Annotated in this window: 19 protein-coding genes and 2 pseudogenes; 11 read left to right on the top strand and 10 right to left on the bottom strand. The window is 62.3% G+C overall.

Features of this window, described 5'->3' with window-relative positions:
- Positions 1–47 precede the first annotated feature (47 nt).
- Positions 48–1,085, bottom strand: coding sequence for a hypothetical protein (locus HNQ08_RS12785; protein ID WP_221284177.1), 1,038 nt, complete (start codon positions 1,083–1,085; stop codon positions 48–50).
- Between the two features lie 790 nt (positions 1,086–1,875).
- Here HNQ08_RS12785 and HNQ08_RS12780 point away from each other — a divergent pair.
- Positions 1,876–2,712: a carboxypeptidase-like regulatory domain-containing protein gene (locus HNQ08_RS12780; RefSeq protein ID WP_184132613.1), complete on the top strand. Its 837-nt coding sequence runs from the start codon at positions 1,876–1,878 to the stop codon at positions 2,710–2,712.
- Positions 2,713–2,811: 99 nt separating this feature from the next.
- On the opposite strand, the gene HNQ08_RS12775 is transcribed toward HNQ08_RS12780, so the two are convergent.
- Positions 2,812–6,195 carry an ATP-binding protein gene (locus HNQ08_RS12775; protein WP_184132610.1) on the bottom strand — a complete coding sequence of 1,128 codons (3,384 nt, stop codon included), beginning with the start codon at positions 6,193–6,195 and terminating at the stop codon, positions 2,812–2,814.
- Positions 6,196–6,460: 265 nt separating this feature from the next.
- Here HNQ08_RS12775 and HNQ08_RS12770 point away from each other — a divergent pair, with 265 nt between their 5' ends.
- Complete coding sequence (locus tag HNQ08_RS12770) at positions 6,461–6,883, top strand: AMP-binding enzyme (RefSeq protein ID WP_184132606.1); 423 nt, start codon at positions 6,461–6,463, stop codon at positions 6,881–6,883.
- 152 nt (positions 6,884–7,035) lie between these two features.
- Here the strand turns inward: HNQ08_RS12770 and HNQ08_RS12765 are convergent, their stop codons facing one another.
- Positions 7,036–7,821, bottom strand: a complete 786-nt coding sequence (locus HNQ08_RS12765; protein WP_184132603.1) for a carboxypeptidase-like regulatory domain-containing protein — start codon at positions 7,819–7,821, stop codon at positions 7,036–7,038.
- Between the two features lie 521 nt (positions 7,822–8,342).
- Between HNQ08_RS12765 and HNQ08_RS27385 the strand changes: the two are divergent.
- Positions 8,343–8,623, top strand: a pseudogene (locus HNQ08_RS27385) (transposase); the annotation flags it as partial.
- A 205-nt stretch (positions 8,624–8,828) separates the two neighbouring features.
- On the opposite strand, the gene HNQ08_RS12760 reads toward HNQ08_RS27385, so the two are convergent.
- Complete coding sequence (locus HNQ08_RS12760; RefSeq protein ID WP_184132600.1) at positions 8,829–9,539, bottom strand: aspartate/glutamate racemase family protein; 711 nt, start codon at positions 9,537–9,539, stop codon at positions 8,829–8,831.
- 215 nt (positions 9,540–9,754) lie between these two features.
- Between HNQ08_RS12760 and HNQ08_RS12755 the strand changes: the two genes are divergently transcribed.
- On the top strand, positions 9,755–10,684 hold the full coding sequence (locus HNQ08_RS12755) for a LysR family transcriptional regulator (protein WP_184132597.1): 930 nt from the start codon (positions 9,755–9,757) through the stop codon (positions 10,682–10,684).
- Between the two features lie 763 nt (positions 10,685–11,447).
- Here the strand turns inward: HNQ08_RS12755 and HNQ08_RS12750 are convergent.
- Positions 11,448–12,212 carry a M90 family metallopeptidase gene (locus tag HNQ08_RS12750; protein ID WP_184132594.1) on the bottom strand — a complete coding sequence of 255 codons (765 nt, stop codon included), beginning with the start codon at positions 12,210–12,212 and terminating at the stop codon, positions 11,448–11,450.
- Positions 12,213–13,038: 826 nt separating this feature from the next.
- Between HNQ08_RS12750 and HNQ08_RS12745 the strand changes: the two genes are divergently transcribed.
- From HNQ08_RS12745 to HNQ08_RS12725, 5 genes and pseudogenes are all read left to right on the top strand, one after another.
- Positions 13,039–14,910, top strand: coding sequence for a GAF domain-containing protein (locus HNQ08_RS12745; protein WP_184132591.1), 1,872 nt, complete (start codon positions 13,039–13,041; stop codon positions 14,908–14,910).
- Positions 14,911–15,637: 727 nt separating this feature from the next.
- On the top strand, positions 15,638–16,387 hold the full coding sequence (locus HNQ08_RS12740; RefSeq protein ID WP_221284176.1) for a hydroxypyruvate isomerase family protein: 750 nt from the start codon (positions 15,638–15,640) through the stop codon (positions 16,385–16,387).
- A gap of 169 nt (positions 16,388–16,556) precedes the next feature.
- Positions 16,557–16,730 (top strand): ParA family protein, encoded by a 174-nt coding sequence (locus HNQ08_RS12735; RefSeq protein ID WP_184132588.1) that lies wholly within the window; start codon positions 16,557–16,559, stop codon positions 16,728–16,730.
- Positions 16,731–16,794: 64 nt separating this feature from the next.
- Positions 16,795–16,920: pseudogene (locus HNQ08_RS28210) on the top strand (IS5/IS1182 family transposase); the annotation flags it as partial.
- Positions 16,921–16,932: 12 nt separating this feature from the next.
- A complete protein-coding gene (locus tag HNQ08_RS12725) occupies positions 16,933–17,895 on the top strand; it encodes a DUF1152 domain-containing protein (RefSeq protein ID WP_221284175.1) in 963 nt (320 codons plus the stop codon).
- On the opposite strand, the gene HNQ08_RS28105 is transcribed toward HNQ08_RS12725, so the two are convergent.
- Both HNQ08_RS28105 and HNQ08_RS12715 read right to left on the bottom strand, forming a co-directional pair.
- Complete coding sequence (locus tag HNQ08_RS28105) at positions 17,896–18,333, bottom strand: transposase (protein WP_342355696.1); 438 nt, start codon at positions 18,331–18,333, stop codon at positions 17,896–17,898. It lies immediately after the preceding gene.
- Positions 18,275–19,093 carry a hypothetical protein gene (locus HNQ08_RS12715; RefSeq protein ID WP_184132583.1) on the bottom strand — a complete coding sequence of 273 codons (819 nt, stop codon included), beginning with the start codon at positions 19,091–19,093 and terminating at the stop codon, positions 18,275–18,277. The genes HNQ08_RS28105 and HNQ08_RS12715 overlap by 59 nt, the downstream gene beginning before the upstream one ends.
- Positions 19,094–19,214: 121 nt before the next feature.
- Between HNQ08_RS12715 and HNQ08_RS28205 the strand changes: the two genes are divergently transcribed.
- Both HNQ08_RS28205 and HNQ08_RS12710 read left to right on the top strand, forming a co-directional pair.
- Positions 19,215–19,592, top strand: a complete 378-nt coding sequence (locus HNQ08_RS28205; protein ID WP_425321345.1) for a type IIL restriction-modification enzyme MmeI — start codon at positions 19,215–19,217, stop codon at positions 19,590–19,592.
- Positions 19,589–21,307 (top strand): AMP-binding protein, encoded by a 1,719-nt coding sequence (locus tag HNQ08_RS12710; RefSeq protein ID WP_184132580.1) that lies wholly within the window; start codon positions 19,589–19,591, stop codon positions 21,305–21,307. Before HNQ08_RS28205 ends, HNQ08_RS12710 begins: the two co-directional genes overlap by 4 nt.
- A 159-nt stretch (positions 21,308–21,466) precedes the next feature.
- Here the strand turns inward: HNQ08_RS12710 and HNQ08_RS12705 are convergent, their stop codons facing one another.
- The 3 genes from HNQ08_RS12705 to HNQ08_RS27110 form a co-directional block, all read right to left on the bottom strand.
- Positions 21,467–21,961 carry a PIN domain-containing protein gene (locus tag HNQ08_RS12705; RefSeq protein ID WP_184132577.1) on the bottom strand — a complete coding sequence of 165 codons (495 nt, stop codon included), beginning with the start codon at positions 21,959–21,961 and terminating at the stop codon, positions 21,467–21,469.
- A complete protein-coding gene (locus HNQ08_RS12700) occupies positions 21,961–22,341 on the bottom strand; it encodes an excisionase family DNA-binding protein (protein ID WP_184132574.1) in 381 nt (126 codons plus the stop codon). The genes HNQ08_RS12705 and HNQ08_RS12700 overlap by 1 nt, the downstream gene beginning before the upstream one ends.
- Before the next feature lie 434 nt (positions 22,342–22,775).
- Positions 22,776–25,499, bottom strand: a complete 2,724-nt coding sequence (locus tag HNQ08_RS27110; RefSeq protein ID WP_221284174.1) for a peptidoglycan-binding protein — start codon at positions 25,497–25,499, stop codon at positions 22,776–22,778.
- Positions 25,500–25,518: the final 19 nt, after the last annotated feature.

Here is a 25,518-nt window from a genome sequence, read left to right as displayed (position 1 = left end):
TGGGAGCCTCAGCCCCACTCCAGTCTCCAACAACTTGCCACATCTCTTTACTTGGCTCCGCTCACGTCAAAGATGAGCGCACGTGATTCTTCCTCCTCGACGACGCTGATGCTCTGTCCCTTCACGTTCGCAGGCAGCTTGAAGTACACGCGGAAGCGCGCCTCCTCTCCAGGCTTCAAGGAGCCGCTCGTGCTCTCGTCACGCGACACCTTCAGGGGACTGTCGTCGTACTCGGTGACCTCGCCGTCCGTGTCGCGCAGCTTGAACGAGAAGGTGCGCGAAAAGATAGAACGAACCTCTGCCGTCTTCGCCACACCGTTCCGAGCAGTGAAGACGGCAACGAGATTGCGCTCCCCGTTCTCAAGTTCCCGACCATTGATGGGGCTCGTGCTCACCGCGACCGAGTCGAGCTTCAGGTCGAAGTACCCAAGCGGGCCGTACACCCCCGCCTTCATCGGCACGGCCTCCAGCGCCGTGACCTTCGCGGCGTCCGAGGGGTCGGCGAATGGAGCCGGAAGCGCCTTCACCTTGCCGCGCAGATCGTAGCGCAGCACCTGCTTGTCGTCCTCAACATTCACGATGAGCTTGGGAACGGGACCGGCGGCCGGAACGGCGATGACCGCGTAAGCCCCTACCTTCTGGGCAGGTTTGAGGGTGATGTCGAGACGGTCGGTGGTCCCGTCGCGGCCTACGTAGTTCTCGTTGGCGTGATTGACGTCTTTGGCGTCCACCACCGTGAACTGCAACGTTCTGTAAAAGTAGCGAAGGTCTTCTTTTTGCGGGTTATGGACCGTGTAGCGCAGGATCAGCAGCTTCTCGTCCGCTTTCGGGATATACACGTCCTCGCCGATCGTCACGCGAGAAGCGCTGAACTCCGCCCCAGTGAGGGTGAAGTTGATGGCATCCGAGCCCTTGCCCAGGGTGAAGGTCTTGCCGATCACGCCGACGTCACCCGCGAGTTGCGTCGTGCCCTGGACGACTCGTGTGGGCGGCGTGGGAGGGGGCTGGGTTCGGGTTTGCGCCAGGGCAGGCACGGCGAGCAGAGCGGTGAGGGCGAGGATCGAGATGCGCTTTTGAATGTTCATGGTTCCTCCTGGGGGCGACACGCAGAGGGCGTCGCTTCAAGCGTCACCTTCCCCCGAAGGCCGTGATTTTTGGATGATGAACTCGAGGGGCACCACAGTCGGAAGAAGGACAGGCGTGCTTCCAGCGCACAGGGTGTGCCACAGCCACCTCTGCGCCTTCTGGCCGCAGCGACGTGGCAGCCAGCGATCATCGGATGGTTGCTGGTTGTTCATCCACAGGAGCGGGCATGGAACTGATCAGCCTGGGACGCTCTGAGAAGAAGGGGTTTGGAAGACCCCAAGAAGAGGGCCAGGCGACGCAATCCCAGCAGTCCATAAACAAATGGGGTCTGAGCCTTGTCATCCTCGACAGACTCCCGGGACTGGCCACACTTCGCTGTACGGTGGGCATTGGGACGAGCGGACAGCCGTAGAGTCGTGCCAGGTGGTCGGTCCTGCCAATGTTTTGCAACTGATCCAAGCTTCTGCTCCATTGGGTCAACAGCACCCAATCACCCTGGTCAATACAGCGGCCATTCCGGGTTTTCGCTGGGTCTGCTGTCGTCCTGGATACCTGTGCTTCAACATTTTTAGCCAGCGATTCCCCACAGGGCAGCGACAGCTCGGCAGCTGTGTTTCCTGGGTTGCTTCAGATCTGATCGGGTGGCGGAGCCAGGCTGGGTCTGGGGTCTGCTCTTCGCACCGCCCTGTTCGTGCCAAGGCGATCATCCAGAATTCATCGGTTTCCCTGTACACCTGTCTCATCGCCCGACGAGGATTCACTGCGATGCGTGGCGTACAAGGAGACCACATGCACAAAAGAACACAGGCCCTGCTTCTCACCCTCTCGCTTGTCACGCTCAGTGCTTGTGGCGGCGCCGTCCCCGCCGCTGACCCCGGTACCGGAAGTGGCACCGGCGGGGGAACGGAAGGCAAGCCAGGCAAGCCCACGCCAAACACGGTCAGTGGCCGGGTGCTGGACGTGCGAGGTGACCCCGTGCCCGGCGTCAAGCTGATTATTGAGCCCGCCATGTTCCGTGGGACAGTCTTTACCTCGACGGGCACGGACGGGAAGTATCAGTCCATTGAGCTCAATCCGGCCACCAACCCGTATTACGTCTCCGCCTACAAGGAAGTGAATTACCACGATCGGCAGTACTGTCTGCGCATGGCTGGTGACCCGGAACCCTACAAAGACGCGTTCAACGCCTCGGCTGGTGTAATCCGCAATTTCCGTTGGAAAATCAGTGGGCCTTCCGATCAAACGAACGACAACATCGGCAGCGGTTTCTGGGGCGGGTCTCTGGCGCTGTTGAATACGTTCACTGACCCGGACGAGGCCGTCGACCGTTCCGCGCAGGTTGAGGTCACGCTGGTGCCGGACGGGCCACTCATCGACGGCAGCACAGGCACGACGATCAAGCGGGTCACGAGCGTTGACAAGGCTCTTCAGGACATCCCGGTCGGGTACTACACCTTAACCGCGGCCCTGGTGAACGCTGACGGCAGCCAAACGCCATTGTCCGTAAGCAGGACGAACACCGAGGAGAGTCTCAGGCCGTCTGCCAAAGTGCTCTTCAACGGATACGACTCCTGTGGGCACAGCGGAACGTTGGTCAAGACCTACTTCTGGATCGCCCGCCCATAACAAGCTCAAGGTGCCACACGGGCTCAGGTGCGTATTCGCGCACCCGGGCTTTTGGTCCGGCGTGAACGGGTCACAGGCGCAGTGACCACCCGTCCCGGCTTAACCACGCGTGATTCTGATGTGTGATAGAGCGGGTTGCGCTTCGTGCACCACACGTGCGGCCGGGTTGAATGACCAGAAGGATGCGCGGTGTTGGGCTGGAACCTGATCCTGGGCGGTTCGGGTCACCCACTCCGTGAGGGCGTGCAGGCGAGCCGCCGCATCAGGGCTGGCGTTCCTGCGGGCCACACGGTAGCGGGTGAGGAGCACTTCACCAAAGCTCAGCACCCCGTGAGCGGCCGCGTCGCCTTCCAGATCGCGCTCTGCTGCGGGCAGATCGAGCGCCATCAGGGCCTGTGCCCGGCGGATCTGTACGGCCAGCGACAGGTGCGGCAGGGTTTTTCGCTGGGCGAGGTCGAGCAGGCTCTCGAACACCGCCAGCTGCTGTTCGGCGGGTAGCAGTTGAGCCTGGCCGAGCTGCACTTGCGTCCAGTAGTAAGGCCCATTTTCTGGGTCCAGCAGGGTTTCCGCTTGTGAGAATACCTGCCGGGCTTCGGAAAGTTGCCCGACCGCCAGGAGAGCCTGGCCCAGGGAGATCATCCCGCGGCTCCGAATATTCTGGATGTATTCCGGAGCCGCGATGGCCCCTTGAATGGCGGACAGGGCTTCCTGGGAACACCCGAGCTCCAGCAGCACGCGGCCCCGCTGGAGCTCCAGCACGCGTCGCCATCCGGTCGAACCAGCGTCCCGGCCGGACGAGATCGCCAACGCCCCTGTGGGAACCTCCAGAGCGGCTGCGTAGTGACCCAGGGCCTGAAGGCAGGTACTGCGCCCCCAGGCGTTGATCAATTTGACACTGTCATGCCCCTCGCGGACCTCGTTGAGACGCCGGTGGGCGTGCTCAAAGATCTGGAGTGCCCCGTGGACGTCACCCACCTCGTACTGCAGCCAGGCTCGTTTTCCGGAGGCAGCGGCGAAGCTGCTGATGTTCCCGTTCTGTTCGTGCAGGAGGGCGGCCTGGCGGTAATGCTCGAGCACCAGGGGACGGTTGTTGCGGATCACCATGCCCAGGCCCTCATGGGATTTGGCCTGCAGTTCCGTGTCCCCGCAGGCCTGACCCACTTCGAGCATGCGGGTGAACGCCTCACGCGCACGCACGCCACCGCCACGAATGATATCGACGTAGGCGATTCCCTCGAGGAAGGACGCTTCGGCTTTCAGGTCTCCGGCCTCACGGGCCCACGCCAACCCTTCTTCCGACGCCTGCAGCAGCGCGGGCTGATCACCGCACAGGAACAGGAGAAAGCAGTGACGCACACGAGCAGCAACCTGCTGAGCGAGGGTCACGGCACTGTTTTGCAGTCGGCTGACGACGGCAGCAAGCCCATCGGCGTCCTGCAGGTTGATCAGCGTCTCCGCCTGGGCGTCGAGCGCATCAAACGCAGCCGGCTGGTCCTGAAGCTGATTCAGCAGATCGGTCAGTTGAGCATAGGTCTGCGCCGCTTCCCATAGCAGGTAACGTTGCTCGGCCTGCTGCGCCGCGCTGCGGAGAAACGGGACAGCCGCAGCAGGCCGCGCCCCCTCGAGCCAGTGCCGGGCCACCCGTGCTGGCGCAGCGCCGTGACGTTCAAGGGTCCTCGCAGCGCTGCGGTGCAGGGCCTGCCACACTCCCCCTGGCAAGCTATTGCGGACGCTTTCATAGACGATGTCATGGGTGAAACGGTCACGGTCGAAGACCTGCGCACGTTCAAGTTCTTCCCAGACGGGAATCAGGGTGAAGATGGGTTGATTCAGGACCTCGCTCACCACGTCAAGATCAAAGTCACTCTGGAGGACGGCGGCAGCCTGAGCGACCTGAAGGGCCGTTGGAGACAGGCGCTTCAGACGCTGCTCGATCAGGACCCCCACCCGTTTCGGCAGCGTGAAGTACCCCAGGGAGGCATTGAGATACCCGTCAGTTTGCATGATGTGCTTGAGGGTCTCAAGGATGAACAGTGGATTCCCGCGGGTGTAGCGGGCAAGATCGGCCGCCAGGTGCTGAACTTCGGGCACCTCGAGGCTTCCGAGAAATTCCTGAATCGCTTCGTCAGAGAGAGGCGCGACGGCGCAGTTGACGGCGAGCCCCGTCCCGATCAGCGCGTCCAGGCGTTCATGGGTGGGGGTGGCAAGCTCTCCTTCGCGCGCGACAGCGAGAAGCGCAGGGAAGTCCCCCTGCGGTCGGTTGGCCAGCACGTACAGCAGAGCTTCCTGACTGGCCTGATCTGCGAACTGCAGGTCATCCATCACGAACGCCCGGCAGTCTGGGGCCGCGGCGCGCATCAGTTCGAGAAAGGCCCGGTACAGACGAAGTCTGGTTTCACCGTTGCTCTCTTGCGCCTTTGTGGTCGCTCCGGCAAGTTCAGGAACCAAGCCCGCAAGTTCCTGGCGTGCCCAGTCAGGCATCCGGTCCGGCGAGGTGGTCTGCAGGAGGTGCCGGGCATGGCGGGTCAGTGTGGCGTAGGGGACGTCTTGGTCCCCAGGGCGCGCCTGCAGGTGCATCACGGTCCCGACGGATGAGGCGAAGTCCAGAGCCAGGCGCGACTTGCCACTGCCGGGTTCTCCGGTCAGGAACATGACCTGTCTGGCCTCAAAGGCCTGCTGTAACTGCTGCCATTGGTCAGCCCGCCCAATCAGGCGGGGAGGTCTCAGGACAGTCAGAGGAAGCGGAGACCCGGACTCCGATGGTCTGGGAGCCGCAGTACTCCTGGCAATGGTCTGGGCCAGTTCACTGGTCTGACGCAGCGGTTCAACCCCGAACTCCACCTGTAGCATGGTCTGACAGCGTTCAAACGTCTGCAGGGCCTGGAGGCGCTGACCACACAGGTACTGCAGGGTCATCACCCGCACGAACATGCCTTCTGACACCGGGTCGGCGGTCAGTGCCTGCAGGGCCCAGCGCAGGGCCTCGTCAAGGTGGCCGCGCGTTTCAGCCTGTGCAGAGAGCTCCCGCAGGGCGGCCCGGTGCCACTCCATCCAACGTTCACGTTCCGCGACGAGCCAGTCATCGAATTCGGGGCAGTCGTCATAGTCCTGTCCGGCCAGCAGCAAGGGATCATGGGCCACAAAAGCTTCGTATTGTCCGAGGAGATAGGCCTCGCGGGCGTCGCAAGCGTCTGTTCGCATACCGTCAGCCAGTCTCAGGAGGCCGGTGCTGCTCCCAGGTACGAGATCTTCTCCAGCTGCGAGCCGAAGTTTGCGCAGCAGCTGCGCGAGGTTGTTCCGGGCGGTCTCCTCCCTGGATTCCGGCCACAGGTACCCAGCCAGCCGGGAACGGGGCGCGCTGCCCTCGACAGCCAGGTAGGCCAGGACGCCAGCAGTTTTGCGGTCAAGCTCCAGCACCGTGTCACCCGGTCCTGTGAGGTGGGCCAGTCCGAGCACGGTGACCTGCCAGGCAGAGGAAGGCACCCCTTAAGTGTAGAACAGGGGAACACAAGGATGGAACGCATCCCTGAGCGCCACTGCGCGACGCCTTTTGTCGCTTTAACTTGAATCTGTCATCAGCCCGTGCTAGACGCAGGGGCTTTTTTGAATGCATAAAGCAGCATGTCAGCAGGGCTTCTTCAATTGAGAATGGGCTGTGGCAAGTTGCCAGGGTAGAGTGACGCGGCGCTGAGGGGTCAGAAAATCCCTGGATCCCGGTTCCATCTTGCGGTCATCGACTCTGCCGCCAATGCTCTATCACCGCTTCACTCTCAGCGATTGGGATGTCGAACGGGTCATGAAGGCGGCAGTCATCGGCGTGCCGGACGCGTTGCGCGGAGAGGTGCTGGAGGCCTTCGTGGTGTTGCGCGCAGACGACCGTGGAGACGAGGCGCTCGCCGCCGAGTTGCAGCGGCTGGTCAAGCAACAGTTCGCCGCGCACGCCTACCCGCGCACGGTGCACTTTGTGAACGAACTGCCCAAAACGCCCAGTGGGAAGGTGCAGCGCTTCGTGCTGCGCCGGCGGCGCCGCATGCAGGTCTTCAGCGATCCAGCGAGCGGTGGCCCGACGAATGAACCACCGGGAGGAGCAGGGATAGAACCGGGCCTGGGTGATCAGGTTAGCTTCCTTGAAGGATTGGACACCCGCTTCTGGCCTTCGCTGCAGACCTGATTGTTCAATCCCTGGAGCCCCATTGACCCCATCCCCAGCACGTCTGGCCCGCTGTCTGGCTTCCGGGCAGACAGCGGGATCTCCAAACCGCGTCGGGAATAGTGATCTTGGGCTGGATGGTGGGGCCGACGCGCTGGTATCCAGCGGCGGATCTACGGGTTCTTCCAGAACAGTTCCATGGCAAGGACATGCATGGTCTCGGGCAGGAAGCGGGCCCGGGCGCGGGAGACATACGTGGGGGTGTCGCGCGTGGCGATCAGGAGCGGCTCCCGCTGGCCGCTTCGCATCTGCGTGGCCGTGACAAAATACTCCCCCAAGGGAATGTTCGGCAGGCCATACCCGAAACGGTACCTGAGCGTGAAGGGCTCGCTTCTGTTCGCCGTATTCGGGCCGTCGGGCGTGAAGGTGACTTCCAGCGTGTCGTAGTCGATCTCCACGTCCAGGCTGTCGATTTCGTCGATCACCCTGCCGTGGGGCGCATCCTTGACGCGGTACACGAAATCCCTGACGGCCCCCTTGGAGGAGGAAAAGGGCGTGGTGTCCTCGGGGGCGAGGTACACGGGGATGTCGCGGCTGCTGTAGGTCATGATTCGGTAGGCGACGGCGCTCCACAGCCCCGCCTCCTGCGGGATCGGGACGACGTAACGGCCCTGCGCGTCCGTGACACCTTTGGTGTAGGTTCTTGATTCCGTGTGCTGGACATACACGTCTACGCCGGCCAGGGGCTCACCCCACTCCGCCATGACGCGGCCCGTCATGGTGTAGGCCCCAGGAGCGGGTGCTGGCACGGGGTTGGGCGTGGGCGCGGGTTGCCCGGTACCCGGCGAGGTGGGGCCAGGCTGACCGGAGGGGGCCGGAGTGGGGTGAGCGGTGCCGCCCCCACACGCAGACAGGGTGGTGACGGCAAGGGCAAGCAGCAGCAGTCGGGTCGGGTGCATAGGGTACCTCCTGGTGGGTGGCCGTGGATCCGCCGCCCTGGGTGCCCAGACGGTAAGGGGTGCTGGATGATGGGCCGATGGTGCCCCCGCCCGGTGACCCAGACGCTGGATGGCCGTGGCCCAGAGAGAAGCGCCGGGCACTGGCGACGTTCCACACCGCACTGAGGCCATCGGCGACGGTGAGCCCGAACTCGGCGAAGGCGTAGCTCTGGGCAGTGATGACGTGGCCCGAGTGCACCATGGACGCGTCGGCGTAGTCCGCTTCCGGTTAGAGGCGGTTTCAAAAAGGACGTCCGTAGGCTGAAACGATGTCCCGGGACCTCACTGACGCGCAGTGGAGCTGATGCAGGCTCTTCTCCCGACCGAGTCGGACGCCTTCGCGCTGGTGACCGTCGTACCCTCGACGCCGTTCCCTATATCTTCGTATTGGGATCGCTTGGCGAGCGAGGGTGACCCGGTTTTGCGCAGATGGAGATCAGCCTCGATAAAAGGAGGCACATCATGACCCACCGCACAATCCAACCGCAGAATTTAAGCGAGACGCCGCTGGGCTCGCCCGAACAGGCAGCAACCTCTCCCACACCGCTTGCGAGTTGGGCAAGGGCGCCTCACTGCTGCGCAATGGCTGACGGCCGAACAGCAACGGGGCGACGCTGCTTTCCCTGGTCAGGGAAAGCGAAATCCGCCCCCTGAGCAACAGAAATCCAACGGCTCCGCAGAGGGAACGAACTCCTGTGCCAGGACCGAGAAATCCCGAAAAAGCCACCACCTTCTTTGCCAAAGAAACCATACGCTGAGGTACCGCTGCCCGGCAGGCCATCTTCGAATCCACTTGGTCTTCTATAACCGACAGCGCCGCCACTCCACACTGGGCGACTTGACCCCTCACGAGGTCGAACGCCAAGCTCAAGCCACTTAACCTCAACGACGCAATAGCGGGGCAGCCCCCTGGCAGCCCAGCAGCACAGTACGTGACCGGCCTTAGGCACGAGAGGCCCGTTGACCTTCTACCCTTTATTTGGATTGGACTGCAGGGCAAGATCCACAGCAGCGAGGGCATGCAAAGTGGTGGTATCAAAAATAGGCACCGTTGTGTCTGATTCGCCAACCAGCAACATGATTTCGGTACAGCCGAGGATGATGCCCTGTGCTCCACGGTCCACCAGTGCCTGCATGATCCGCACATACGCTGCTTTTGAGTTCGCTTCTACTCGCCCTTGAACCAACTCTTCGTAGATAACGCGGTGAACCGTTTTTCGGTCTGCCTCATCGGGAACCAGCACATTCAGGCCATAGTTCTCCCGCAGGCGGTCTTGATAAAACGCCTGTTCCATGGTGAACGCTGTGCCGAGCAGGCCCACCCGGGTCAATCCTCGGGTCTGAATCTGTTGCGCGGTCGGATCGGCAATGTGCAGGAGCGGAATACGGACGGCCGCCTCGACGTCATGGGCCATCCGGTGCATGGTATTGGAACAGATCAGGAGAAAATCTGCACCCCCACGCTCCAGCCGGCGTGCGCTGTCGATGAGTACCGCCGCCGCTTGATCCCAATCACCGAGGCGCTGGAACCGCTCAATTTCTTCGAAATTGACCGTGTGCATGAGGCTCACGGCGGACCACAGCCCACCCAGCCGATCACGAACAGTTTCGTTGATGAGACGGTAATACTGCGCGCTGGATTCCCAGGACAGGCCGCCAATCAGACCGATGGTCTTCATAGCTTCCCCCGCAGGTGACTTGAACCGGAGTGGCGAGAATGGAAAGGGGATGGCGTAAAGATTTGAACTGGTTGGATGTCCATAGGTCTCCCTGTCAGAACCAGCATGACGGGACAATGCGTGAAAGCCTATCGGGTCAGGCTTTGGAACGGTGCTGCAGGATCGGCAAGTCCGATGAATTGGAAGCTTGATCCACGTGTTGCGTACACTGAGGGATGTCCTCCCGATCCCGCCTCACCCTGGCTCAATTGAGATTGTTTCTGGCTGTGGTGCGGGCTGGCGGTTTTGGAGAGGCCGCGGCGGAGCAGGGGCTGTCGCAAAGCAGCTTGTCTGAGGGTGTGGCCAAACTGGAACGTGCCCTGGGAGTGCGGCTGCTCCGCCGCGCATCCTCAGGCGTGACCTTAACAGCGGCAGGAACCCGCATGCTGCAACATGCAGAGCGTGCACTTCAGGCGGTCGCAGACATTCATGAGGCGGTTCAAGAGCCGGATCAACTCACAGGAACATTGCGGATTGCCGCTCCGCGAAGCGTCGCAACCCACCTGCTCCCTCAAATCCTTGCGCGCTTTCGCTCAACACACCCGGGCATCAATCTTCAAGTCATTGACGCAGGATCCGACCACACGAGTGGGGAAGAGTTTTTGCTCTCAGGACACGTGGACATTGCGATCGTTCATATGCCGGTGGCCGGGCCGTTGCTGAATTGGCCGTTTTATCAAGACGACTACAAATTGGTTGTTTCAGAATCGTCCAGTGCATCGCAAACGGCAGCTGAGATCTGGCAGCAGTTGACCAATCAACCGCTGCTCTTGCCCATGACCTGTGTCCGGTGCAATCGCTTACTGCAGACCTACCTCAATCAACATGCAGCATCCACATTGACGGTGCTGGAAGTCGAGAACGACAGTGCGATGCTGGGCATGGTGGCGCATGGTCTGGGGCACGCCATTATTCCGCATTTGGCCACACAACCGTTGCCCCAGGGGGTGCGGCTTCTTGGCTTGCCGGTGCCGCTCCGGCGCCAGCTGGCCGTGGCTGTGATGCCTTCACGCGCCGCACTGCCAATGATTCGTGCGCTGACCACGCTGTTACATCAACAGGCGCTCGTGTTTTCAGAGTCTGCATCAGCGGACATGATCAGCTGAACGGAAGATGCTATAGCAGTTCTGAAGCGCAACCTCCACCCGTCCAGTCAGACCAGACTGGGTTGAAAAAGGTTGTGCCGCCGCTTCAGGCATGAAAATCAGCAGGCGGCAGCGTACATTGCATCCATATCTCATGAGCTGACCATTGCGGTGATCGGCGCAGCATTGATCACTACGGTCATTGACGCACTGAAAGCCTTGTAGCGCACCCCAACACAAAAGCCCCCACGCCAAAGCGCAGAGGGGTGGGGGCTTTTCCGATCACCTGAGTTGTCCGCTCTTGAGGCACGGTGGGCGGCGCCCGTCGTTTGCCCACTGGTGTGCGCCATGTGACTGAGCCGACATCACACTCACTGAGGAAAACCGGCAGGACAGCCAGAGTGAGTGCTGGAAGATGCTGAGTGGAGAGCGGTTCCAGCCAGCCTTGCACTCAGTCACAGCGAGCGGATCTCCTGAGGTCAGGGTACCAAAACCGTTTGTCGCGCTGCTCCGCCAGAACTCTGCTCTTCGCCATCGGAGCTGCAAGATCTTCCACGGCAGGAAGACGATTTCGAATGGCCGATCTGGATGCAGACAAGTAGGCCTGGCAAAGTCAAGTTCGGACGAGGTGTTCGCCAAGAGCCAGAGCAGATCAGCCTGAATTGATCGCGGTTCGGGTGGGCCCTGGTTGTTAGACCCGCCGCGTTCTGTGTCATTCAGCGCCGGCCGGTCCGAACGGCAGCAACGCAGGCGGTCTCTTCAGCACCCCTGCACAGCTGCCTGCTCAGGCAGCTTCAGCACGGTACATTGGAAAAACACCGTAATAGTCTGCCAAGAGTTGATGCAATTCGGGATCAAAGGCACGCAGAGCCTGCGGAGTCTCAAAGTAAAGCTCTGTGGCCACTGCAAAAAATTCCGCCGGGTTCTGCGCAGCGTAGGGATCGATCGGTCGTTCTCCCTGGCCCAGTCGCAGGCGCAGATGGGTCAACGCCCGATCCACGACCCGCTCCCACCGGGCATAAGCGGCCAAATTCCGCAGGACTGGCACGCCATCAACGGCTCCACCACTACTGTCAAGCTGATGGGCAAATTCATGCAGAACAACATTTTGCCCGGTCCACTCAGCCCAGGTGCTGGCCTCCACGGCGTTCCAGGACAGCACCACACTGCCCCGGTGCCAGGACTCACCAATGCGTACCGTTGGCACCTGCTCGATCACACCGCCCGGCAACAGATGCGTGACGGTCGAGACAAATGCATTCGGGTAGAGGAAAATCGTCTCACACTGCGGAAAGTGGCTTGGTTCGTGATGCAGCTCCAGGCGACACGCCTGGGCCGCCACGAGGACGCGCATGACGTCGGTGACTTCCAGGCCGCCACAGCCTATGAACGTCTTTTCGTGGACAAAGATTTGAATGCGGCCCTGCAAGCGCAATTGCAGGTCTGGCGTGAGGCGACCATACCAAACGAGGCGGCGCTCAAGGACCTCCAGCCACGGTTCAGGAAATGGCTGTTTCCGAAGTGCACGGCGGCGTAGGGATTTGAACATGAGACCTCCGCAGAACGGCCCCTGTGTCACCCCGGTTCCATTCTGTAAACTGCTTTAAAAAACATAGCATAAAGAATAGAGATTGGAAATGGGGGGGTCTGCACTGGCCAAGGTGCGAATCAACTTGAAGCGGCTCATGGCGTTAGCCGGCACTGCCCGTCCTGTCTGGAGTCAATGAGGTCAGGCAGACGCTGTCAACGGTTGTGTTAAATGAAGTGTTGAGCAACTCATGTCACCCTATTCTTATACGCCAGTTACCAAAAACATCAAATTAATTTAATCTCAGACAAAATGTAGGGGAAGCCGAAAGGCTGGTCACCCTTAGGCACTGACAGCTTTAGGAAAGCTCGGACTCATATTCACACAACATTCGATGAACCTGATACAGGCCTTACAACAATCGGGTTGAACAGTCCCATCGCCCCACCCGGCAGCAGGGACGCAGCCCGCTCAGCTTTAAACGACGGCGGCGATTGCAGGACTTCCGCGCGCTGTACGCCCGGGTCTCGAATCTTCCCCGCCATGCCCGAACCAGCATCCCCGCCGCCCTCAAACGAAGCAACCAAACCACAACATGTCTCCTTTGGCGAGAGGTGATGCAGCAGGTGGCTTGCTTCTCAAGTCACTTGCTGGGCTCCTCCGATTTCACTGAGGTTAAGTTGCCAGAACTCTGGCAGGTGGCCAGGACCGGGACCCATCGGTGCTCGCTGACCATATGGGCTGCTCTCAAGCCAGCAACAACCTGCTGCCTCCAGAGCTGGATTGTGCGGCACTGAGCTCGCGTGAAGGCTGCGCTGAGGGTCATCTGCCAGAATAAGAGATCTTTATGCCGCTGAGCACTGAAAGCAAACTGTTGGATTGGTTCCGGTTCGTCGACCTCCTCGGCCGGACCGACCAGCCACAAGCGGTCATTCAGGCCGTCATTGACGAAGGAATCAAAGCCATCGGCGCGGATGGCGGCTTTGTGTCATTGCGCTCGGAAACCGCCCAGGAACTGATCTTCATCGGTTCTTACGCCTACCGGGAGGACGCGGTCACCTTCCTGAAGTCGGTCCCGCTGAACGCTCAGCTTCCCTTCGTGATGGCTTATAACCGCCGCGAGGCCCTCTTTCTAGAATCACTCCAGCAGGCCCGCACGGCCTACCCTGAGGTTGCTCCACACATTCAGAACTTTCATGGCAGCGTCGTGGACCTGCCGTTGCTGGCGGGTGACGATGCGCTCGGGGTCCTGGTCCTCTCGTTTCGAGAAGAGCGGACCTTTTCCCCGTATGAACGGACATTTCTGCGCGTCCTCGCCGCACAGTGTGCCCAGGCCCTGCACCGCAGCCGGGCGCTGCATGAAGAACGCCGGGCCCGTCAGCAGGCCGAGGCGCTGCAGGAGCGGCTGGAGTATCTGTCGGAAGCCGGTCAGGCCCTGAACACCTCGCTGGAACTGCAGGATACGCTTGAGACCCTGACCGGACTGGCGGTACCGCGATTGGCCGACTGGTGTTCGGTGTCTTTGCCGGAGGGTGAGCGCCTCATTCCGGTTGCGGTGGCTCACGAAGACCCCTCAAAAATCGTCCTGGTGCGTCGGATGACCGAGCACCACCCTGTGCTGATCAACAGTTCCGGTGCTGGTCAGGTGTTTCGCACCGGAGAGCCCCGGTTGATTCCCATCATCACGGAAGAAATGATTCTGGCTGCCAGCGACGACGAGGCCTACCTCGAAGCTGTCCGGGGATTGGAGCTGCATTCAATGGTGCAGCTCCCGTTGACCGTGCACGGGCGGACGGTGGGCGTGATGGCTCTGGCCAGCAGCCATGTGGGACACGTTTACCAGGAGCAGGATTTGCCATTTCTGCTCGAGGTGGCGCACCGAGCGGCCCTGGCGGTAGAGAATGCCGGCCTCTACGCGCAGCTTCAGCAGGAACTGGAACAGCGAACGCGAGCACAGGACGCAGTCTCGATGCTGAACAATCAACTGGAAGAGCGGGTTCAACAACGCACACAAGCGCTTGAGATCGCCAATGCCAATCTGGAAGCTTTTACGTATTCCGCCTCGCACGATCTGCGCGCACCAGTCCGGCATATTCATAGCTTTGCAGAACTGCTTCAGCGGCGCCTGAGTACTGAAGATGAGCGGACCCGCATGCTCCTGACACAGATTCAGAATGCCGCTCACCGTATGGATGAGCTCACGATGGGCCTCCTGGATCTTGCCCGCGTCTCGAGTCAGGCCCTGGAGTTTGGCCCTGTCTCTCTTGACCACCTGGTACAGCAGATCATGACGGATCTGGCGCCGGATGTGGGCGAACGACGGATCGTATGGGAGATCGGTGACTTGCCGGTGGTTTGTGGAGATCAACGACTGCTGCGTCAGGTGTTTCTGAACCTGCTGGACAATGCAATCAAGTACACGCGAACGCGGGCACAAGCGTCGATTGCCGTTCGCGCCCACACGGTCCCCGAGGGTTTATCGATCGAGATTACGGACAATGGTGCGGGGTTTGACCCACAGATGTCCAGCAGACTGTTCGGCTTATTCCAGCGCCTTCATCATCAGGACGAATTCGAGGGAATAGGGGTCGGCCTGGCCACGGTTTGGCGCATCATGAACCGGCATGGCGGTCAGATCAGGGCAGAAGGGCACCCGGGGCAGGGGGCGACGTTCACGTTGATTTTTCCTGAGCGGATGGACTTCACGCTCGACAACTGAGGTGTGGATTCAAAGGGCTTTCCTAGGTCAAGGGCTCCTTTACCGCGGACCAATACACTGTTGGGAGAGTTCGGGTTGCCTGCGCGGGAGCTCGTCAGGCCCATGGGGAGCCCAGTTCCCTGTCTGCAGTGCCATTAGAGAGCAGGGTGAATCTCTGGGCCCAAGCGCTCTCGCAGGTGGAGCGACGCGACTCCGATCTTGGATGTGCCCTGCGTGGAAAGGGTGCGGGCGTTGGCCTCGCTGATTCCAGACACCTCACAAACGAATGCGAAGTGTGCGGCCGTTCCCTTTTTAATCGATTTTCCAAAGATCTGCCCTGCCTCCCTCTAAATTTTTGCCACACGCGTCACCGTGCTTACGGTCTCATCTCTCCTCGAGCGGCGCATCCCACGCAGCAGAACCCAGACGAAGCCGAGCAGCACGATATCCGCTCGTACCCGCATTACCGTTTTCCGCATCCTTGTGATCGTCCTGACTGGCATGGCCGTGGATTTCCCCACTCGGTTCATCTCAAGAGAACAACTTTCCCGCGTGAGAGGTTCGAGTTCGCTCCTGAGGGACTTGGGGAGTATCACATCTGACACGGATGGGAATTTGAAGGCTTTTCTGAGCCCTGCCTGATCCGCTGCTGGGGTTCAGGTCGTACAGTAACCTCAATGATCGAGCAAGAACTGCGGCTCTCCCCCACTGAAGGGGAGGCCAAAAAGGATGGTCCACACTGAAGCCCTTGCGTCAGTCCGCCGCCTGGTGGTGCTTTGCGCCGCTCCTCGGTCCTGCGCCATTTGTGCGGGCTGCGGCTGAGATCGGATACGAGGCGCTTGACCTGGTGCCACACGAATATTGGGCGCTCGTAAAGGCGCATGGTCTGCGAATCGCCTGCATTGCGGGCCACGGTTCGATTCTCGAGGGTTTGTGTGACGCTCAGCACCACGGGCGAATCGTGACTGAGTTGACGCAAACGATTGCCCTGGCCAGGCACCACGACATTGCCAATCTTGTGTGTTTCGCAGGAAGCTCCACCACAGGCTCCGACGAGTCAGCGATTGCCGCAAGCGCCGAGGTGCTGCGCCGTGTTACCCCAATCGCCGAAGACGCGGGTGTAACGCTGATCCTCGAGTTGCTCAACAGCCGGGTCGACCACCCGGGGTACCGGGCTGACCGTACCGCCTGGGGAGTAGCGGTATGTCGCGCTGTTGAATCACCGCGGATGAAACTGCTTTATGACATCTACCATATGCAGATCATGGAGGGTGACCTGATTCGCTCGATCAGCGAATATCACCCGTACTTTGCCCATTATCACACCGCTGGGAATCCCGGGCGCAACGAGATCAATGGCACCCAGGAAATTTATTATCCGGCGGTGCTGCGCGCCATTCAGGAGACAGGCTTTGACGGGTACGTTGCGCACGAGTTCGTTCCACGCGGTTCAGCGCTGAGCGGGTTACGCGAGGCGTTTTCCATTACCCGGGGCTGATGCGTCTGAGGCGGTAACGCCGTAGAACGATCATCAGAATGGTGTAGTTATCCATTCCATCCAGTTCCGCCCTGATGCACCAGACCTTCGTGACCTGGATCTGAATGCGTCCCCTCTCCCCTACTCCGGCGTGCGCGTCGGGTTTTGACGTGTTATCCGCTGACATCCAATGAAAACGCTCACCGTATTCAATTACGCGGGCGGCGCAGGCAAGACCAGCATCGTCCGTGACGTTGGCTGCGAGTTTGCACAGGCTGGCCAGCGTGTCCTGCTGGTCGATCTGGATCCCCAGGTCAGCCTCACCTCTGCCATCCCATCTTCCGCTGCCGATGGGGTTCGGTGACGGTGCTGGAATCAACAGCCGAACTTTTGTCAACGCGATTCGTCGGTTGTGACGCACTGGTGCCCCCTGGCGTGATCTACCACCCTGCGACGGGAACTGGAGCTCCATCTCGACGCGGTTTTATCGCTGCTGTCGCGCAGGCGTATGGCACCCCCTGCTACGGCGTGTAGGCCAAGGGTGCGTCAAGTAATGTCTTTTGTAGATGTCTCCAGGAATTTTCCTCCTTCCACCGATCTTCCATAAACTCGAACAGGCTCAGACCATCCTGCTCGTAGGTGCGGGCGGTGGTTTTGACCTGTTCTGTGGACTCCCGCTGTATTTCGCTCTCCGAGCGCAAGGGAAGCACGTTGTCCTGGCTAATCTTTCCTTCTCCAGCCTTGACCTCTCGAACGCCCGGCTACTCGGGGAAGCGTTATATGAGGTTCGGGCTCAAACGCAAGCGGATCTCCGCTATTTCCCGGAACTCCACCTGGCCCGCTGGCTGGCCCAAACGGACGCCGTTCCTGTATATGCCTTCGCCAGAACGGGGGTACAGCCCCTGCTTCGCGCGTATCAACAACTCACGGAGCTGTATGGCGTCGATACCGTCATCCTGATCGACGGTGGAACAGACAGTTTGATGCGAGGGGATGAGGCTGGACTGGGAACACCGGAAGAGGATGCAGTCAGTCTGGCCGCCGTGCAGATGCTTACAGGCGTCTCGCAGAAGCTATTGGTGTGCCTGGGCTTTGGTGTGGACACGTTCCATGGTGTGGCCCACGCCCAGTATCTGGAGGCTGTAGCCGCCTTGACACGCATGGGCGCTTATCTGGGGACGTGGAGCCTGACGCCGGATATGCCGGAAGTGCAGCAGTACCGGCAGGCCTTGTCGTTTGTCCATGACCGGATGCCTGATTGTCCCAGCATTGTGTCGTCTTCGATTCTTGATGCAGTGGAGGGCCAATTCGGCAACCACCATTCCACGCTCAGCACAGGAGATTCGGAGTTGTTTATCAACCCCCTCATGGGCCTGTACTGGGCATTTGACGCCATGAGCGTCGCCGAGCGGAACTTGTACCTTGAACGCCTGAGGGGAACCACTTCTCTCGGTGAAGTGACCCATTTGATCGCAGCATTTCGAGAGGAATGGCCAGACATTAAGTCGTGGGAGAGCATTCCGCTGTAGTCAAAGCCAGAGGAGATTCGCTGCGACAGTGAGCCATCCCTGGTAACTGATGGCAGGCTTGTCGTATCGTGTGGCCATCCGACGAAAGTTCTTAATGCGATTGATCAGGCGTTCGACCTTGTTGCGTTCCTTGTATGCCGCTGTGTCGAAGCAGATGTCAGGTCCCTGGTCTTTACGTCTGGGACCAGTAAATTGAATCCCTCGAGCATGGAGATATTTCCGGACAGTGGTGTCGCTGTAGCCCTTATCGCCCACCAAGCGATCAGGACGAATCCGGAGACGACCTCGTCCTACACGAAGGACAGCACCTGTCTCTATTAGGACGTGTCGGCCCAGTGCCAGCAGCTTGATTCTCTGTGTCTTCGGGTTCCACACCCCTTCACCCGAGACTGTCCCGCAGCGCCCAAGCGGTCTTGAGGTGAGCCACCCGAAAACCATTTTTTTCCAGGTTCTGTTGGCTCCGTGACGCAAAGGCCGTCGTGACGGTCACCAGCTCACACGACTGAGCCGCCGTAGCGAGCCGTGTCCGGATCAGGGCTGTTTGTGCCCCCAGACCACGCATCATCGGCAAGCTGGCCGCCCCTGCCAGATAGGCAATCCCATCATGCTCGGTCAGCGTGCCAACAGCAGCGGGCTGATCGTCCACCAGCGCCAGGAAACGTCGCACACCCGGTCCCTCGTTTTCGAGGACGGCGAGGGCTTGCTGAACTGGATGGGTGAACCCATAGCCGCCCAGCAGCACGCTCTCGAAAACCTCCACTTCTCCCCCAGGGGCCAGTTCACGAACGGTCACGCCGGGAACACTGACAACCCCAGGCGTCCGGGCCACGGCATACAGTGTGATTCCCACGCCGCGTGGAGTGAGGCCCCGGTCGAACAGGGCAGCCCCGAGGACGGGGCTGAGATGGGTCGCCCACACACTCAGGCTGGGCGGAATGCCGGAAGCTGCGTAGAGCGCAAGGACCTCATCCAGGGCCGGGAGGGTGGCCTCGCTCACGCCCGTCATGGTGTTGTACCAGGGGAGGTGCGGGAGGGTGCCGACACGGTAGGCAAGGAGGTCGCCCCGTTGAGTGACGGTGACCGCGTAAGGATTGTCTGGCAGCGCGGCGGCGCGGAGTAGGGCGTCGCGGCCTTTGCGGAGGACAGCGCGCTCCAGGCGCTCGATCAGGACTGGGGTGAGTGCTGGGGGCACGGTCATGCAATCTCCGGGAGGAGAGGTTACCATCCTTCCCCTCACAGATCACCTGGGCTGACACGCCCCAGGCCAGGACGTTGAACGGCGTCCTGGTGCCGAAGATGCGGCGCAGGCTCTGGGCGCTGTGCACCATACTTCCCTGGTAAACCCTGCCGAATTTGCCGCCAAGTGGCGCATGCTCGCCCCCAGGTTCAGTGAGCGGGCGGCCTATCAAGAGGACTGGCGCGACCTGTGTGCCCTCCTGGGCGAGCCCACGCCCAGCAGCGCCCTGAGCGGCGAAGACTACGCTTTCGAGAAGCACGTCAAGGAAATGGGGACCGGCGAGACAGGCTTCGCGGATGTCTTCAAACGAAACCACTTCACCGTCGAATACAGGGGGCAGGGCCACTGCGGATCCAGCCGAAGGCCGAACGTCCGGAGCTATGCTCAGGCGAACCCTAAAGCGCCCACGAGACCCACGCGGTGCGGGGCATACCCCGCACTTCACAGGAGATTGAGATGACCAGAACAGACCCACCCCACGGCGCCGACAGTGAAGGGGCGCGCGCATTCCAGGCTGCCCGTCAGGTCCTTCTGGACCATGCGGGGGACCCTCAGGCGGCTTACACGGCATTCCGTTGGCCGTCTTTCAATACTTTCAATTGGGCCTTAGACGTCTTCGCCCCGCTGGCCACCCGGCTTGGCCAGGCCCCTGCCCTGTTCTGGGACGGAGGCGAACTGTCGTACGCGGCACTGGACGCCCGCGCCAATCAGGTGGCCAATGGCCTGCGTACCCTTGGCGTTCAACGGGGCGACCGGGTGCTGGTCATGCTCGGGAACACCCCAGACTTGTGGGCTGTGCTGATCGCCTGCTTCAAACTCGGCTCGCCCGTATTGCCGGCCGCGACCCTGCTGGGCTCAGCAGACGTGCAGGACCGCGTGGGGCGCGGACAGGTGAAAGTCGTGGTGACGGACGAGGGGAACCAGGTGAAGTTTACGGACCTGCCGGTGCATGTCGTCAAAGTGTGCGCTGAGGACACGGCCCAGCCTGGCTGGCATTCGCTGAACACCACCCTTCAGGAACCCACCACCTTTACGCCCGACGGTGTGACTCAGGCTGATGATCCCGCGCTGCTGTACTTCACGTCCGGGACGACCAACCGCCCCAAGCTCGTGGTTCACACCCACGCCTCCTACCCGGCTGGCCACCTGTCGACGGGCTACTACATCGGCTTGAAAGAAGGGGACCGGCACTGGAACATCAGCTCCCCCGGCTGGGCCAAGCACGCCTGGTCAAGCTTCTTCGTGCCGCTCACCAGCGGCGCCGCCCTGTACCTCGACAACAGCCGCTTCGATGCCCAGGCGACCCTGAACAAGCTGGTTCAGCAGCGCATCACGACCATCTGCGCGCCTCCGACCGTGTGGCGCATGCTGATCCAGCAGGACCTTGGCGCGTACCCGGTGCAGCTGCGGGAAGCAGTGGGGGCAGGTGAACCGCTAAACCCGGAGGTCATCGAGCGGGTTGAACAGGCCTGGGGCGTGACCATCCGCGACGGGTACGGACAGACAGAAACGACCGCCCAGGTCGGTAACCCACCCGGCGCACCGGTCAAGCCTGGCAGCATGGGGCGACCGCTCCCTGGCTTCGACGTCGTGCTACTCGACGGGCAAGGCCAGGAAGCGGACGAGGGAGAGCTGAACCTACGGTTGGGAGACGTTCGCCCGATGGGCCTGATGGCCGGGTACGACGCTGACCCTGAACGCACGGCCGCGGTCCTGGGCGGCGACACCTACCCGACCGGGGACATCGCGCGCCGCGACGAGGACGGCTACCTGTTCTATGTGGGACGTGCAGACGACGTCTTTAAGAGTGCGGATTACCGGGTGTCCCCGTTCGAACTCGAGTCGTTCCTGGTCACGCACCCCCTGGTGGCGGAGGCGGCCGTGGTGCCCAGCCCTCACCCGGAACGGCTGTGCGTCCCGAAAGCCTATGTGGTCCTGACCTCGGGTGTAACGCCTTCGGCCGAAGTTGCCAGGGAACTGCTGGGCTTTGCGCGCGACGGCTTGTCGCCGCACCTGCGGATTCGCCGTCTGCAATTCGCGGAGCTGCCCAAGACCATCAGCGGCAAGATTCGCCGGGTGGAACTGTGCGAGAACACCCGGCAGGACATGGAACGTGGGGTTCGGGGCGAGCTGGAATTCTGGGAGGAGGATTTCCCGGCTCCAACGTCAGGGTAAGCGCCTGACCAGAGGAAGCCTGACCCAGCCTTTCAGCTGACACAGGTGCCTGCCCTTTTCGGAGATCGGGCAGGTTGAACTAGATTTCCAGGTCTATAGAAAACCAGGAATCTGGTTGAATAGACGCACTAACTAAACCCACCGGGGCCAGCCGTTCGATCAGCTGTGGCTGGGAATAGGGGGACGACGGAGAAGGAGCCGGAGCGCTTCGATCGCCGCCTTCGTTTCCTCAGGGGTGTTGACCAGCAGGCGGGTGACCAGCTGATCTGGAGAGAGCACCTCCAGGCCATAGCGCTGAATTGCCGTTGTTGGAAAGTCCCTCAGATTCCAGGTCGCCAGAAGTTCAGCCTCCGCCGTGATGGCCTCCGCAAGGACGTGACGGTCATCTGGATGAGGCACAACCAGAGCGGGAATCAGGGATTCGTACCCCTGGACCGTGGCGTCGTGCACCACGGCTTCCATCTGCTGCCGCGTCCAGTGAAGCCGATCTTCCGAGAGATCCGGGCGGTCCTCGAGGAGGTTGCGGATCCATTCGTCGTGGATGGCATCGGTCCACCGGGCACCGATCAGGCCAGCGGTGGCCTGATGCATCAACAGATTGCGGATTAGGGAAGGGTAGAGGACAGAAGCGTTGAGCAGGGCCACGGGGCCCATCAGTCGAGGCCCAGCTCCTGCAGGTCGTCGGCGAGTGCTTGCAGTGCCTGCTGACGCTGCATTTCGAGGCGGGCCTTGTACGCGAGGACGTCTTTCAGGCACAGGCGGCGCCGTGGGCCGACTTTGCGGTGGGGCAGCGTTCCTTCCTCGACAAGTTTGACCAGGTAGGGCCGGCTGACGTTCAGGAGGTCGGCGGCCTGCTGGGTGGTGATCTCTGGTTCTAGGGTCACCACCTGAACGGCCTTGCCGACCGCGAGTTGCCCCAGGAGATCTTCGAGGATGCCGGCGAGCCGGTTGGGCAGCGGAGTCCTGCGGATTAGGAGAAGTTGCTGGCGGGCGGCTTCGGTATCGGCGGGGGTGGGGAGGAAGGGGGTGGTCATGGGCGGGCCCTCCCATCCCCATCTTACGAAATGAACGAAACAGGCAAAACCACCATCGGAATGGGGTGTATTGTCGTTAATCTTGGTTATCTGTGGGGTGTGACCCTGACCCTTGACGTCATTCGAACGACGGCTTTTGACCGGGCCAGGAGCTGGAGTGACCTTAATCCTGAAGAACGGAGACGCCGGGCGGTCCTTGCCATCCAGGACCATGATGCGCAGACCCTCTGTACGCTGACCGAGGCCTCCCTCACCATGCATGGGTCAAGTGGGACAGGGACCAGCCCCCGGAAAAAACGCTGTCTCTGACTGTAGTCAATCAGTCCTGGAGGCCTACTGGCGGCGCAAACAGCGCGATGACATTTGCCAGTCAGGCTGGTGACAGGCTGTCACCGGTCTGGTCTCCTCTGGTGCAAGACATCCCTGAGGACCCTTCAGGACATGCGTGCCCCGGTACGCGTTTCGGACACGATGCGTGTTCCATTGTCGGCGCGCTCAGCGTAAGCCGCCAGCAGCGCCTCGGCCAGCAGCGCTGCGAAGCGTTCGGAGTCCATGGCCCCTGCCGCGCCCAGCGCAGTTGCCGTGCCGCGTTTGGCGGCCGCTGGCAGGTTGTTGTAGGCCGCTTGAAAGAGCCCCCGCACTCTGAGCGAGGCACGGTAATGGCCCATGAATACGTCATACAGCGCCGGGTTCTGCAGGTAGGCCCGCAGGCCCGTGCGGTGCCGCCGCAGGTGTTCTAGGGCCAGAGCGGCCTCAATGACCACGGCCTCCTCGTCCAGGCCCGCGCTGAAGAAACGCTGTGCCCAGCCGTCCCAGCGCAACTCGTCGCGGGTGGCGGCCCCCCGGATGGCTCCCTGCTCAGCAACGGTCCGGCCTTCCCGGGTCCAGAGGTAGGTGCGGGCGGGGTCCAGTTCAATGCCGTGACGCGCAAAGGCGGCCGTGGCCCGGCGAATCCACTCCTGCAGCTTGCCGTGCTGGAGGGTCCACTGCATGAAGCCGATGCTGACCACGGCGCTGTCCCAGGTGTTCAGCCCCTGGATCAGACCTCCAGTCTCGACGTTGGCGACGCGCTGGAGGGTGTCGATGTCCTCTCTCGTCAGTGTGATGCGCCCCGCCGCCGCCAGCCCCCCCAGCACCTCGTCCACCCGTCTGCCGCCATAACGGGCGAGCCCGCGCACCTGGCCCCGCCGCGCCACCGCCCGGAAGCCCTGGGGGACGCGCGGGCCGGTGAGGGGCGCCGGGGCGTTTCCGGGCTCAGGTTCCGTACCGCCTGCCACCGGCTCCGCCGGGGCAGGCGCCGTGTGGCCTTCCCCCCGGGCCTGCAGAGCAAGCAGGTAGCGGGTCGGGTTCAGCAAGTTTTCCGGGCGCGGTCGGTCAGGCCACCACTGGAAGCTCCGGCTGGTGCCTGGCGTGTAGGTCTCGAAATGCAGCATGTTCGTGTCGCTCACCACACCGATGGGCTGCCCCGCCCGTACCGGGGCCCCGACAGATAGGCCGTGCCGGGTCAGCGAGTCGGCGGTGACCTCACCGTAATTAGCGACCACCCCCTGGTGGGCCACCAGCAAACGGTAGGTGCGCTGGCCGGACCGCGCCCGGTAGAAGAAGGCGAACTCGGTGATGCGGCCTGCCTCGCACGCGACCACCGTGTCGCCCGCCCGGGCGTACAGGTCCAGGCCCACGTGCCAGCGGGGGAGTGTCTGGCCGTCACGGGTGCCCTGGCGCTGGGCCATGAAAATCCGCCCGGCCCGGCCGACCGTCCGGCCCTCTGCGGTGACGTAGGACACCAGCCGTCCCCGTGGGTCGTCGGTTCGCAGGGGCCAGAAGGCGCCGGGGGCAGGGGGCGGTGCAAAGGGCACCGGGTCATCCCGGGGCACCGCACGGGGCTGGGCGGTCACCGGCAATGGGGGAGGCGCCCCTTGGGCCTCTTCCTCATCGGGGAATTCAGAGGCTGCCTCGTCCAGGGAAGTGGCGTCCGGGCTGCCGGCAGGACGAGCGCTCCCCACTCCCTCCAGCCGGGCCCAGGTCGCCGGACCGATCACCCCGTCGTGCTGGCCCGGTTCGCCTGGGAAGGCCAGGCGCTGAAAGGCGATGACGGCCGCCTGCGTCCTGCGCCCGAAGGCCCCGTCCTCGGTGAGGGGAGCGCCGGGGAGACCGAGCCGCCCGGCAGCCACCTCATGGGCGTGCGCGGCGTTGAGTTTGCGCTGTGCCTCTCTCACGGCCTCGCCCCGCGCACCGGGGCGCAGGGTGGGCTGTCCGCCCGTTCCCGGGGGGGTGGCCGGCGTGCCGGAGGGTGAGTGACCCGGCAGCGCCGCCCCCGCATCCCTGAGCAGCCTCCAGCCGAAGCGGCGCGGCACCTCGCCATGCGAGGTGGCCGTGAGTTCGACGGCGTACCAGCGCCGGAGCTGCGGGTGCGCCGCCAGCAGCCGGTCGAGGCCCCGCCGGGCTTCCAGGCTGTTTCCGGCGGTGCCCCCATGCGCGGTGTAGAGCACCCGCAAGGCGCCTCCATCCTCGCGCATGTGGGTTTCCAGATCTCCCGAGGCCGACGCGTCGGCCTCAATGCGCCGCGCTGCCCAGCGCAGCAGGGGGCCCGGGCTCTGGTAGAGGGCGTCGAAGACGTGAACTTCATGCGGGTTGAGGTCATCCAGCACCCGCCACAGCGCCGCGCCCCCGCCCGAATGCGCCGTGAGGATCAGCCGGCCAGGGGTCAGCGTGGGCACCCCCACGCGCGCCGCGAAACGCGTCAGGCTCCAGCCGATCAGCGCGCGCGACCCGCCCGGCCGCATCAGGGCCGGGAAATCGTACCCGGTCCCCGTGCGCCCACCGTAGAAGTGGCCGCGGGGCAGCAGGGCCAGCGTGGGCCGGGTCCGCCCCTGGGCCGGGTCCAGCCCGCTCGGGTCGCCCCAGTCGAGACCGCTGGCCGCCTCCTTGTCGCTCACGAGGTTCATCGCCGCGCCGCGCCCCGAGAAGCCGTGGAAGTGCAGGACCACGTCCACCGTCCCCGTGACGCCCAGGGTGTTCCAGCGCAGGATCAGGGCCGGCCCCGGGCCCTGGTGACTCTCCAGCCCTGGCACGTGCCGCACCTCTTCCCGGCCCGGGGACGCGCGGGTTGAGAGATTGGGGGCTAAGGGGAGGGTGGGGGAATCGAAGGACGCGGTCATGTGGCCTCCTGTGGCTCGG

The sequence above is a fragment of the Deinococcus humi genome, from assembly GCF_014201875.1.
In the GTDB taxonomy this organism is placed as follows: domain Bacteria; phylum Deinococcota; class Deinococci; order Deinococcales; family Deinococcaceae; genus Deinococcus; species Deinococcus humi.
The sequence above is the reverse complement of the archived record's forward strand: the minus strand, read 5'-3'. Positions and strand labels throughout refer to the sequence as shown.

What these genes read in the sequence shown, in the direction of transcription:
- HNQ08_RS12785 (WP_221284177.1), bottom strand. Translation starts at nt 1,085, where the DNA reads ATGAACATTCAAAAGCGCATCTCGATCCTCGCCCTCACCGCTCTGCTC.
- HNQ08_RS12780 (WP_184132613.1), top strand. Translation starts at nt 1,876, where the DNA reads ATGCACAAAAGAACACAGGCCCTGCTTCTCACCCTCTCGCTTGTCACG.
- HNQ08_RS12770 (WP_184132606.1), top strand. Translation starts at nt 6,461, where the DNA reads ATGCTCTATCACCGCTTCACTCTCAGCGATTGGGATGTCGAACGGGTC.
- HNQ08_RS12765 (WP_184132603.1), bottom strand. Translation starts at nt 7,821, where the DNA reads ATGCACCCGACCCGACTGCTGCTGCTTGCCCTTGCCGTCACCACCCTG.
- HNQ08_RS12760 (WP_184132600.1), bottom strand. Translation starts at nt 9,539, where the DNA reads ATGAAGACCATCGGTCTGATTGGCGGCCTGTCCTGGGAATCCAGCGCG.
- HNQ08_RS12755 (WP_184132597.1), top strand. Translation starts at nt 9,755, where the DNA reads ATGTCCTCCCGATCCCGCCTCACCCTGGCTCAATTGAGATTGTTTCTG.
- HNQ08_RS12750 (WP_184132594.1), bottom strand. Translation starts at nt 12,212, where the DNA reads ATGTTCAAATCCCTACGCCGCCGTGCACTTCGGAAACAGCCATTTCCT.
- HNQ08_RS12745 (WP_184132591.1), top strand. Translation starts at nt 13,039, where the DNA reads ATGCCGCTGAGCACTGAAAGCAAACTGTTGGATTGGTTCCGGTTCGTC.
- HNQ08_RS12735 (WP_184132588.1), top strand. Translation starts at nt 16,557, where the DNA reads ATGAAAACGCTCACCGTATTCAATTACGCGGGCGGCGCAGGCAAGACC.
- HNQ08_RS12725 (WP_221284175.1), top strand. Translation starts at nt 16,933, where the DNA reads ATGTCTCCAGGAATTTTCCTCCTTCCACCGATCTTCCATAAACTCGAA.
- HNQ08_RS28105 (WP_342355696.1), bottom strand. Translation starts at nt 18,333, where the DNA reads ATGGTTTTCGGGTGGCTCACCTCAAGACCGCTTGGGCGCTGCGGGACA.
- HNQ08_RS12715 (WP_184132583.1), bottom strand. Translation starts at nt 19,093, where the DNA reads ATGACCGTGCCCCCAGCACTCACCCCAGTCCTGATCGAGCGCCTGGAG.
- HNQ08_RS12710 (WP_184132580.1), top strand. Translation starts at nt 19,589, where the DNA reads ATGACCAGAACAGACCCACCCCACGGCGCCGACAGTGAAGGGGCGCGC.
- HNQ08_RS12705 (WP_184132577.1), bottom strand. Translation starts at nt 21,961, where the DNA reads ATGGGCCCCGTGGCCCTGCTCAACGCTTCTGTCCTCTACCCTTCCCTA.
- HNQ08_RS12700 (WP_184132574.1), bottom strand. Translation starts at nt 22,341, where the DNA reads ATGACCACCCCCTTCCTCCCCACCCCCGCCGATACCGAAGCCGCCCGC.
- HNQ08_RS27110 (WP_221284174.1), bottom strand. Translation starts at nt 25,499, where the DNA reads ATGACCGCGTCCTTCGATTCCCCCACCCTCCCCTTAGCCCCCAATCTC.